This window comes from Succiniclasticum ruminis DSM 9236 (assembly GCF_900112895.1).
Classification (GTDB): Bacteria; Bacillota; Negativicutes; order Acidaminococcales; family Acidaminococcaceae; genus Succiniclasticum; species Succiniclasticum ruminis.
The window spans coordinates 58296-66886 of the sequence record NZ_FONL01000012.1 but is presented as its reverse complement, the minus strand read 5'-3'; the positions used below and the strand labels follow the sequence as shown (position 1 = coordinate 66886).

The window sequence follows — 8591 nt, the reverse complement described above, 5'->3', positions numbered from 1 at the left end:
ACGTGGTATTTACAATGTTATTGATGGTAGTGGTGTTACCGTCCTGATCGGTGATGGTTACACTACCTTCGCCATTTTCATTGTAAACCACCGTATTCTCATCGTTCTTCAGACCGTTGTGCGTATCCGTGTCGGTTCCAAGCTTAATGCCGGTAATCTTAGTTGTATTGCCATCCTGGTCGGTGATGGTTACGCTGCCTTCACCATCAACATACGTTACCTGGTTCTCATCGTTCTTCAGACCGTTATGGGTATCCGTATCAGTGAATTTTGCCACTTCTTCCGTCGTTCCGTCAGGCTTGTTCTCTGTAACGGTTATCTGCTGTACTACGGACGCATCGTCTTTCTTGGCATTTTCCGTCGTATCGGTATAACTGTACGTCGTATCCGTATCTTCGCTGGCAATGTCATACGTATCGCCGTCATAGGTGATTTGTGTAATCTTACCATCTTCGACGGTTGCGCTTTCAAACTTGCTGCTTACCTTCACGCCGTAACCGTTCTCTATATCGGCCTTGGAAATATCAATACCCTTGCCCGCAATGAATTTCACATTGCTCCTGTCGTTTTTCTCATCCTGTTTCCACACGACAGACTGCTCAAGAGCCCCTGCATCATCCTTGCCGTTCGTGCCGCCATCCTTGCCAATCCCGACCTTCCAGGGCAATTGATCGTAGGCAGCATATAACTGGGAACCGTTGATAGCGTCGGTGCTGTCTGCCGTTATACGTCCTGCGGCTACATTTGTAATGGTACGTACTTTTCCTTCATCGCCTACGCTGACCGTACCGATAACTTCTCCGCCCGTTCCGGCAAACCGGCTGGAACTGTATGTCAGGTTTCCAACTACTACATCATTATCCGCAGGCTTTTCATACCCCCTCTTTTCGCCTGCCAGTGCATCGCTGCCAAGCGCTACCGAATCGGCAAGGGTAACATTGGTATTGTTCCCCAGCGCAACCCCGTTCTCTTTGCTTACCTGGGCGCCAGATCCAAATACCAGTCCGCCTTCGGCATCTTTGTCAGCGATCTTGCTATCATTACCAATAATGAATGCATTATTTACAGCGATGTCTGCATTTGTCTCGCCGCCTGTCGTACCACTCGAAGTTATGGTTCCAATCTCACTATTATTACCGAGGATATAAGAACTATCCCCGTTTACTTTATTCGGGTCACCGAAGGCGCCGGACTTGTTACCTACAACCACATGCCCAGTACCGATGGCGATACTGTTTGATCCAGTAACAGTAGACTGCTTGCCGATGGCTACAGAGTTCTCCCCACCATCGTCTGTTCCGACCGTTACCTCACGGCCAATGGCGATGCCATTTTTAGCGCCTTTAGCAACTTCTGCACGGATACCCATCGCGGTACTGTAAGCGGACTGCGCCTTTGAGTAACGGCCTACAGACAGCGTGCCACGGGCTGTTGCTTCGGCGTAGGAACCGATGGCAACGGCGCCTACTACATTGTCCGGATTGATGCCATAATCGTCATTCCCGTCCAAATCGTAAGATAAATTCGGATTATTATGGAGATCTTTAATCTGTGATGCATATGGAGTATCCTTGTCGCCTGCCGTTACGCCATGACCGAAAGCCATAGAACCTTCACCATAGGCGTTGGAATGCAGACCTACGACTGTACTGTTCGTTCCGTAAGCACCGGAAACACGGCCTATTGCCATAGCGCGGGTACCTTCCGTATGGGCATAGGAACCGATGGCAATGCCGCCGTCATTCCCATTGCTGATCGGATTGCCCGTCGAGTCAGTGTCCAGTTTCGTGGTCCATAAACCGTCTGCATATTCAGCAGTTCCCTCCTCTCCGCTCGGAACAATTTCAGCTTTGACTCCTGTAGATGTGCCATGCCCCAGCGCAATGGAACCCTGTCCCATCGCATTGGAATAGATGCCCATTGCCGTACTGTTCTCGCCATACGCACCGGACGCGCGCCCTACAGCTAAGGCCCTGTTTCCTGCCGTATGGGAATAGGAGCCGATGGCAACGCCGCCAAAGGAAAGGTCATCTCCTTCTTTCGCAACCTCACCGCTTACGTTCGTGCGCTTCATGCTTTCTCCCTTATCGTCGCGAATCAGCGTCGTTGTATAAGTATCGGTAGTTTCGTCATGTTCTATTTTTACCTGCGCCCCGACCGTTGCATTATGACCAATAGCCTGTGAGCCTTTCCCATAAGCATTGGCATACAGGCCTAAAGCCATACTGTCCTCATCATAAGCGCCGGAGGCACGCCCTACGGAAATTGCCTTGTTGCCTAATGCATGGGCAAAGGAACCGATGGTAATGCCGCCGACCCCTCCACTGGCAACCGGACTGCCGTTTTCCAGAATCACATGGGCAGAGTAAGTGCCGTCATCCTCCAATTCTGTATCAACCAACGCGCCCGCCGATGCATTATGACCGATGGCCAGGCCGCCATGGCCCATCGCCATAGAAGCGATGCCCATTGCAGCGCTGTTCTTGTCATACGCGCCGGTCGCGCGCCCAACAGCCAGGGACCTGTTTCCTTCCGCATGGGCATAGGAACCTATGGAGATACCGCCCATGTTCAGAACTTTTTCAACTTCATTTTTATCGAGCACTGTATCGGGGTCGGCGACGTAACCACCATTGCCGTCAGGATTCGCCTTATAGTAGCCCAAATGTTCGGGATTGGTATTATACGCGACGACTATCTTATTGCCATCGGTTTCTCCGGGGAGGAAGATGTATTCGTTATGCTCGCCGCCCTTGATGATTTCCGAGGCATAATGGATGTCTGTACCTTCACCTGTTGTGCTGAACTTAACCAGCGCGCCGGATACTGCTTCATGACCGAGCGAAATGGATTCTTCACCAGCGGCGGTTGACTTGTAGCCGGATGCCACGGACTTCCTACCAGTTGCCAGAGTCTTGTTGCCCAGCGCAGAAGATTCCTTGCCGATAGCGGTGCTGTAGAAACCTGCCGCGATGGCTTCGGCTCCTATTGCACCATCGTTATTGAAGTTGCTGTCCGGAGCTTCAGGAGTATCGCCCTCTTCTGTCGGATCCGTATTGACACTGTAATAATGCGCCGCAAAGCCTTTCAGCTGTGCCATATTCACAGCGTCGGTATCTTCCGTGCCCGCTGCCACATTGGTAATCTGGCGGGTAGCTATAACCTGTGCCGCCTTGTCTGCCGTCTCTACTACCTGGCCTGATACATCAATATACTCGCCATTTTTATTTGTTTTGGCAACGGTTCCGCCACCGACGGATACAGCGCTTGCCGTGCTGGTCCAGGCCGGAGTTCCAAGAATCGAATGCCCTTCATCGTCTTTTGTCGGAACACCTAACGGATTTTCGCCTCTCCAGCCGGCCCGCCGGTCAGCCACAGAGTCGCTGCCGAGTGCCACGCCGCCGATTGTGGTTTCTGTGACTGTAGCATTGGCGCCGACTGCTACCGCGCTTAACTCAGAAGCTTGCGCATCGGTACCAATGGATATACTGTTTTTGCCGAAGACCTGCTCTTTATCGCTGATATTGTGATGACCCACAACGACTGTTTGCTCTTTTGTTGCCTTAACGTTGTTAGCTACTACAAACGAATTAGCGGCGTCCGCATCAATGATGTTATTGTTACCCGCTACAAACGAAGTAACAGCGCCCTCATTAATGGCGTTGCTGTTACCTACTGCATAACCGTTTTCTCCGGCAACTGTATTGTTTGCGCCGAAGGCGCCGGCATTGCTGTCTTCCGTACCGGTAATTTTATTATAGGAACCTACCGCATAACCGGACACGGTGTTCTCCTGGTCTGCGGACAGCACGCCGTTATCTCCTTTATCCACGGCGCCCACTTCATTGCCCGCCCCAATACCAAGGGAACTTAAACCGGAAATCGCGTTATCTTTGCCGAGTGCGGTGCTCTGGGTACCTACCGTCTGGTTCATATAGCCGACCGCGGTGCTGTAATCCCCGCCAGCCTGGTTTGCACCCATTGCTGTATAGATACGATCTCCTTCCGTGTTTATACTATCCTTGTCTGCACTCGAACCATCGTCGTTCTCTTCGCCAGGAGTATAGTTCTCTGACCAGCCTGCGCCGATGGCAGTACTGAATTTACCTGTTGCCTGGTTGGAATCGCCTACTGCCACCGCATGCCAGCCTTCTGCGTTAGTTCCTGCGCCGACTGCAGTGGTGTATTCTTTAATCGCCTTTGCACGGTTACCGATGGCAACTGCAGAGTCGCCGAACTCAGCACCTTGAGTAACATATTTCAGCCCGTCGTCATCAGTAACTTTTACGGTAGGAAGAACCTCATAGCCGATAACATCACCTTTCTCATTCTTTTTTTCCAAATAAATTCTTTCCGCTTTACCTGCAATCGCCTTATTGCCGATAGCGATGGAGTTCCAGGCATTAGCGTGGGCATTATTGCCGTAAGCGGTCGCATTACGCATTATCGCCTTGGTATTACGGCCCACTGCTGTGCCATCCAGCGCCGCGGCCCTTGCGTTTTGACCCACAGCAATCGCATTCATGGCGATACGGCGCTGCAGTATATCAGCACCAGCCCCATCATAGTCAATTTTCGCGCCGTCACCGATAGCAATTGCGCTCGAAGTGTCTGCATGGGCATTTATGCCGATAGCTGTAGCACGATAACCCCAGGTCTGTGTATTATCATAATTTCCTAAGCCGATAGCAATACTTTCATCACCGAAGGCTTTTGTCTGGGGGCCGATCGCCAGTGTTTTATATCCTCTTGACTCACTAGTATTGCCAATAGCCATACTGGCATCACCACTTGCTAAGGAGCTCTCGCCTATAGCCATAGAGGATGCGCCTGTGGACTTACTTCCGAGACCCACAGCCATGCTGCTCCAGCCGAGCGCTTGTGCATGACCGCCGATAGCAGTCTGGCCGACGCCTTCAGCGCTTGCTTCAACACCTACTGCTGTACTGTAATCATCAGATTGAATCTGATTATTATTTTTCATTTTCAGCCATTGCTCAAACAGGATGTCATTAATAATCCGGGACCCGCCAGTATCTTCAGCAGTATTGCCATCATACATATTGACATGTGATGGACTAGAATACAAATACTGATTCATCTGCCAATTCCGGTAACTATCCTTCTGCTCTTCCGACCACTCGTCATAACCCTCAGGCGGGTTGCCGTTAATCTGTGCGTCAATAATCTCTCCGGCACGCCTTTGGACTTCATTCATGTAACCATCATAGTCGCCATACTGCTCCATAGCCGAAGCCTGTAATGCTGCCATTCTTTCATCATAACTGACTTGGGACCAATAACCCGCCCTGCTTCTGGCTCCGATAGCAACATTATTATACCCGCTTCCTGCCATGCTATAAGAACCTACAGCAGTGTTATCAGCACCGTAAAGACTATCCTTAACATAACGACCAGTCTGGTCGTCATATTTCTTTGCATATGGGAAACCGGCCAAGCTATAGTTCCCGATTGCGGTATTGTTCCTTTGTCCATATATCTGTGCGCCATAGCCAAAAGCACTGCTGTTTGGTCCAACAACCCTGGTAAAGTTTCCGACAGCCGTAACACGGGAACTCAATGCATAGCTGGAAGCTCCCATAGCTATACTATCTCTAATTGGTGACTGGACGGACCAATAACTATCGCCAAAACTAGTGGTCGTGGTTGGGCTCCCATTAGATAAATAATAGTCTGTGATGTAAGCTGAGCTGCCTATAGCAATGTTACTGCCGTTAGAATCACCAATAATATGAGCGTACTGCCCTATTGCAACGTTATTGTTCGTATTAACATTATCCTTACCTCTAATATCATTATCGGAACCTATAGCAATATTTTGGCCCCCATAAACAGTGTTACTAGAACCAATTGCTGTACTATTATTAGAACCGTAGTTATTGGAACTTGCATTATAAATATTATTAGAATTACCAATAGCCGTTTGGTACGAACCGGTAACACTGTTAGAGTAACCGATTGCGGTACTGTAATTAGAATAAACAGAAGGATAACTAGTAGACCCAATTCTGTTTCTATAACCAATTGCGGTAGTGTAATTACCGTAATAAATGTAATTCGAATTACCTAATAGCGTATCGTATTGATTCTTATTGGTAGAGTTAAGTCTATTTTCAAGTGTATTAGACTCTCCAAATATACTATTATGATTTGCGTCAACCGTAATTGTTCCATCTGTTCCAACCTTGATCGTATCTCCTGTTACTGTCAGATTTCCAGTTATGGTTTCATCCGCCCAGGCACTCCCTGTCACGCCCAGCGAAAGGGCAATACATAGAGCCAAAGAAGAGGCTCCTTTGACTATCCCGCGTTTTTCACTGCGCACATTATCTTTGCCATGATTTTTGGCCAGTTCTGAAACAGCCACATAGCAATTACGTGTTTTACTCCAAATTACCTTGTAAATTCTGTTCATAAGGACCCTCCTTATAAAAAATATTATTAAGATTCACTTTCCGTAAACCTCAGTTGCCATTAGTTATATACTTATACTTTGTAAACACTTGCCTGATTAATTACTATCACATAAGTCCAATCCGGATTAATTTACTCCTGATTATGGATTGAAATGTACGAGATTGAAATAATTTCGACCTACGGATTATACAGTATTATACAACACTTCATTTTATATTATAATGAAAAACAAATATTTGTCAATGTTATTAACCAATTTGAAATATATAAATAACTTGTTGCACAATAATACTGCTGTTTATTACAGGAGGCTTTCTGTTTTTCGCACAAAACCCCATGACCCCCACTCTCAGGCAGTTTGAATTGTCTGTCTTGCGGTTACGCATACTGATACAAACAAACTGTCTATCATATATTAATAAGTACGTAGGGTGTAACCTCAGTAACCATCCGGCTTCACAAAAAAAATCCGGGTGTTTTTACACCCGGATTGTAAGTTTCTTATATCATATAATTTAAACTGTACCCAAGAAAATGGACACCAAAAAATACGGGCACCCCTATTTAGTGGACAGTATTTTTTATTGAAAACCCTTTTCGGTGGACACATCTATTTATATTTTATGGTATGCTGTACCCATAATCAAGGAAACGGAAAGGAATGGTCTTTTCATGTACAAGATTATCAGAAAACGGTTTACCAAAGCAGAAGTTGAATGCCTGCGCTCCAATCGGCATGTGGAGTATGTATCCCCATGCAACGTACGATTTACGGAAGCATTTAAGCAACACTTCCTTCAACAACAACGTTTGGGTATAACAGCAGCTGAAATCTTCCTCTCTTGCGGAATCCATCCGGACATACTGGGACAAAGAAGAGTAGAAAGTTTCCGTGATGCGGTAAAAAGACATGCCCGCAAGCACGGTGAATTCTGTGACCATCGTAAAGTGAAGCGTCGTCCTGTAACCGACGAAGAGGAAGATACAAAGGCTCGTATCAAGCAATTAGAACATGAACTGGCGTATACCCGCCAGGAGTTGGAATTTTTAAAAAAAGTGCAAATGGCGGATACGGAGGCTCGGAGAGAATGGGAAGCAAAGCACCGGCCAAAGTAAAGTTCCAGCTTATCTGCGATGCGATCCGGACTCGTGAGAATTGTTTGAGTGTTTCGGTATTGTGTCAGATTGCCGGCGTATCCCGTTCCGGGTTTTATGCGTGGGTGGCTGCTGCACCGGCTCGGCTAGACAGAGATATGAAGGATAAGGCCGATTTCGATCTTATCCTGGCCGCCTATGGTTTCCGGGGCTATGCCAAGGGTGCCCGCAGCATACATATGCGGCTTCTGCATCAGGGAATCATTATGAATGTAAAGAAGATCCGGCGACTCATGCGCAAGTTTTCTCTGTTTTGCCCCATCCGGAAAGCGAACCCCTATCGTCGTATGGCGAAAGCGTTACGGACGAACCATGTGGCTCCCAACATTGTGGAGCGCGGATTTACAACCCGTGGGCCAAGAAAGGTTTTGCTCACGGACATTACCTATCTGTTTTATGCAACGAATTGTTGTTATCTGTCTACCATCCTGGATGCATTTACACATGAGATACTGGCTTACCAGCTCAGCGAATCGCTGCAGGTGACATTCGTCATCGACACGGTGAACCAGTTGATCCGGGAACAAGGATGTACGCTGGATAACGAGACCATAGTTCATTCCGACCAAGGAAGCCATTACACAAGCTGGGCGTTTGTCAACAAACTGAAAGAAGCTGAATTCGTACAGTCCATGTCCCGGAGAGGAAATTGCTGGGACAATGCGCCGCAGGAAAGTTTCTACGGTCATATGAAAGACGAAATCCGGGAGACAATCAAACGGCTCCAAAGCTATGAAGCGGTAAAAAGCCAGGTGGATGACTGGATGGATTATTACAACAAAGACCGTTACCAGTGGGAACTACTGAAACTCTCTCCCCGGGAATATTATCAATACCTGCAAACGGGTATCTATCCGCTGCCAGTGTACGATTCCAAAGAACGAATACCATACTGGGGCGCTACCCCAGACCCCGGGGTTTATCGCATGGATTTCCGGGAAGCAGCAGAAATTTCCAAACGAAAAAAAGGCAGCACTTGACGCACTGCCTCCCGCAAA

2 protein-coding genes and 2 pseudogenes are annotated in these 8591 nt (G+C 47.9%); 2 read left to right on the top strand and 2 right to left on the bottom strand.

Features of this window, described 5'->3' with window-relative positions; translation table 11 throughout:
• Together BM159_RS08770 and BM159_RS12270 are read right to left on the bottom strand one after the other, a co-directional pair.
• A pseudogene (locus BM159_RS08770) lies at positions 1 to 5602 on the bottom strand (hypothetical protein); the annotation flags it as partial.
• Positions 5603 to 6307: 705 nt separating this feature from the next.
• A pseudogene (locus BM159_RS12270) lies at positions 6308 to 6436 on the bottom strand (ESPR domain-containing protein); the annotation flags it as partial.
• A gap of 674 nt (positions 6437 to 7110) precedes the next feature.
• On the opposite strand from BM159_RS12270, the gene BM159_RS08760 reads away from it, so the two are divergent.
• The gene (locus tag BM159_RS08760; protein WP_093913869.1) at positions 7111 to 7554 is read left to right on the top strand and encodes an HTH domain-containing protein; all 444 of its coding nucleotides are present in this window, start codon (positions 7111 to 7113) and stop codon (positions 7552 to 7554) included.
• Complete coding sequence (locus BM159_RS08755; RefSeq protein WP_093913868.1) at positions 7527 to 8573, top strand: IS3 family transposase; 1047 nt, start codon at positions 7527 to 7529, stop codon at positions 8571 to 8573. Before BM159_RS08760 ends, BM159_RS08755 begins: the two co-directional genes overlap by 28 nt.
• Positions 8574 to 8591 lie beyond the last annotated feature (18 nt).

Bases quoted from the DNA above. Each gene is read 5' to 3' on its own strand.
- BM159_RS08755 (WP_093913868.1), top strand. From the start codon at position 7,527: ATGGGAAGCAAAGCACCGGCCAAAGTAAAGTTCCAGCTTATCTGCGAT.
- BM159_RS08760 (WP_093913869.1), top strand. From the start codon at position 7,111: ATGTACAAGATTATCAGAAAACGGTTTACCAAAGCAGAAGTTGAATGC.